At 55.7% G+C, this 2,891-nt stretch carries 3 protein-coding genes; all 3 read right to left on the bottom strand.

The features are described 5' to 3' along the window. Positions 1–1,381 precede the first annotated feature (1,381 nt). Complete coding sequence (locus WNB94_RS17085; protein WP_341391577.1) at positions 1,382–1,879, bottom strand: P-loop nucleotide/nucleoside kinase family protein; 498 nt, start codon at positions 1,877–1,879, stop codon at positions 1,382–1,384. 249 nt (positions 1,880–2,128) lie between these two features. After that, complete coding sequence (locus tag WNB94_RS17080; protein WP_341391576.1) at positions 2,129–2,392, bottom strand: Txe/YoeB family addiction module toxin; 264 nt, start codon at positions 2,390–2,392, stop codon at positions 2,129–2,131. Beyond that, positions 2,389–2,631 carry a type II toxin-antitoxin system Phd/YefM family antitoxin gene (locus WNB94_RS17075; protein ID WP_341391575.1) on the bottom strand — a complete coding sequence of 81 codons (243 nt, stop codon included), beginning with the start codon at positions 2,629–2,631 and terminating at the stop codon, positions 2,389–2,391. The genes WNB94_RS17080 and WNB94_RS17075 overlap by 4 nt, the downstream gene beginning before the upstream one ends. Positions 2,632–2,891: the final 260 nt, after the last annotated feature.

Below are 2,891 nucleotides of genomic sequence, written 5' to 3'. Positions count from 1 at the left end.
CAAGGTAACCGGCGCCGGAGCCCGCCAGGGCGGAGGGCACAACCAAGGGCCGTGAAAATGCCGAAGGCATGGCCCTTGGTTGCGTCCGCGTTGACCTGACAGTTAGGCTGTGGCGCGGAGTAGAGGGCGCGGAGCACACGGCCAACGTGCCGTGGTTCGATGAACAGTGATGCTGCACAGACGCTCCCTTTGATGTTTGAGAGCAGTGTGCCAGACGCCTTGGCCTGGTGGAAGACCACCGACGTTGTTGAGCCAAAAGGCCCATGGCGAGTGGCACTTTGGCGCCCCTGGATGCTGCGCTGACTGCCGCAGGACAGGCAGCCCACAAGGCCGATGGCGTGTGGCACTTTGATGCCGCGCGGTGGTGAGCAGGCTGCCGAAGGGCAGACGGCAGGCCTGAGCGGCCAAAGTAAGACCCCATGCGTGCCGTGCTGCTGGTTCGGTGCGCGTTGAAACCGCACCTAAAGCCCGGGCCCTGGGCATCAAACCAGAATTCCAGAGCCTTCCGAAAACTGCTCATTCGACTTCCAGAGAGTTCCGGAAACGAAGGCCTAACTACCAAGGTAACCGGCGCCGGAGCCCGGCAGGGCGGAGGGCACAACCAAGGGCCATGAAAATGCCGAAGGCATGGCCCTTGGTTGCGTCCGCGTTGACCTGACAGTTAGGCTGGGGCGCGAAGTGGAAGGTTTTCATAGTACGTGAGCCTGCAGTTGAATGTGTTGAACTTCACGTGTCAATTTGCGCTGGGGAACTAGGGTGCGTGCTGTATGTTTACCTAGTTGTGGCTGCGCGCTGCTTTAGGTCTGCGCTGCGGACTAGATCTTCAATCTCTGGCCAGTCGACCTTCCGTTTACGAAGAAGTTCTGCGTACTTGGCTGCAGCAGCGGCTGCTGTCGCCGCTTCTGAAGCCGAGCCTCGTGCTCTATGCAGCAGAGATAGGCGACCATGAACTAATACACCTGCGTAGGCCATTGGGCCCAGAGCACAGTGATCTGAGAAATCGTCAAATGACTTCGCCGCAGCGGCCATGAGCGGCAAGGACTTGGTCGAATTGTTTGCTAAATAGGCTTCACGAGCCTTCATCTCTGCGGCGGACAAATCTTGGAGTCTGTTGTCGCAGGATGGGGCGCTTTGCGCGTTCACGGATAGTGCAATCACGAGCACTGCCAAGCCAAGAAGAGTTCGCTTCATATGAGTAGTCACAGACGGACTTTATCGAGAGGCCTAACGCCCCAGGTTAACCGGCGCCGGAGCGCGAAGCGCGTAGGGCACCAAAACGGGCCAGCAAAATGCCGAAGGCATGGCCCGTTTTGGCGTCCGCGTTGAACCGCCAGTTAGGCTGGGGCGCGAAGGCAGGGAATATGCATCGCACAAAACCTGATTAACTTTGCTCAACGATGACTGCATTTTTTCGTTCTTCATCTGTTGGGCGCTGGAACTCCTTCTCCATGAAGTCAAACATCCCAGGCGTTACCTCAAAAGAATAAGTATCGCCCTTTTCAATGTTCCGCCCCATCACTCGCTCCTTACGAACTGCGTGAGGTGCATCAAGAATGTGTATCTGTGTTTGGGCACCGATCTCTGCTGCAAGGTTTTGAAAATTCTTCCGGCTTTCGATCTTGGTAAAGCCAAGATCAAGGATGACATTTCCATTGTTTGCACAGATTTGGGAGGCAGTTGCCCAAATTTGCGATTCACAACGTTGAACCCGCTCCATGATCCATGAAAGGCTCATGGCCTTTGGAAGGTCAGGAATGAACATTCGCTGCATCCACTCATCGATAGAAAAACGCGTGGCGTGTTCGGCTTGTGCAAGCCGTCTTGCGTAGGTCGATTTGCCTGCGCCTTGCGGACCCAATATCAGATGAATTCTTCCCATTACTTACTTTCTTGTGTTCAGAAGAGGCCTAACTACCAAGGTAACCGGCGCCGGAGCCCGCCAGGGCGGAGGGTACAAGCAAGGGCCATGAAAATGCCGAAGGCATGGCCCTTGGTTGCGTCCGCGTTGACCTGACAGTTAGGCTGGGGCGCGAAGTGGAAGGTTTTGATAGTACGGCTGCCTGCATTTTGGGTGTTGCACATCAGGTGTCAATCCGGGCCTTGTTGGTATATGCGCAGCTGTATTTGGCTATTCGTAGTGTGACCACATGCGGAGCACTTTTACGACATTTTGATCGTTAAGCACTTCGTAGACCAAACGATGTTGAATGTTGATTCGCCTTGAATATGCCCCTGCCAAGTCTCCGACCAATTTTTCGTATGGTGGCGGGTTTTGAAATGGATTTTCTTTGATGATGGCCAAGAGCTCTTGAGCCTTGGCCTTCAAGCCGCTTGCGGCCAGCTTCTGTGCATCTTTTTGCGCGTGCTTGGCAAAGACCAACTCCCAACTCACCAGTCAAGCTCCTTGGCGCACGTGTCTGCTGGCTCGGCCATGCCTTCCTTGATGGACTCACGCATGCCTGGTACAGAGAGCAGGTAGAGCGTTTCTTGAATGGCTTGCCAGTCTTCGGCTGACAGCAGCACGGCGTCGTGGCGCTTTCCTGCGATGGTGATGGGCTGGTGCGACTCTGCTGCCTGATCCATGAGGCGGTAGAGGTTGGCACGCGCTTCACTGGCGGTGAGTGTTTGCATGTCGAACTCCTTTACATGGAGCGTACGCCTATTGGTACGTCAAGTCAAGCTCAAAAGTCACCAATACACCCTCATTTGACTTCCAGAGAGTTCCGGAAACGAAGGCCTAACTACCAAGGTAACCGGCGCCGGAGCCCGCCAGGGCGGAGGGCACAACCGAGGGCCATGAAAATGCCGAAGGCATGGCCCTTGGTTGCGTCCGCGTTGACCTGACAGTTAGGCTAGGGCGCGAAGGAGAGGGCGTGGAGCACACGGCAAAC

Source organism: Aquabacterium sp. A3, assembly GCF_038069945.1.
GTDB lineage: Bacteria > Pseudomonadota > Gammaproteobacteria > Burkholderiales > Burkholderiaceae_C > Aquabacterium.
Note: the sequence above shows the minus strand (reverse complement) of the source record. Positions and strands in the feature narration are given on the sequence as shown.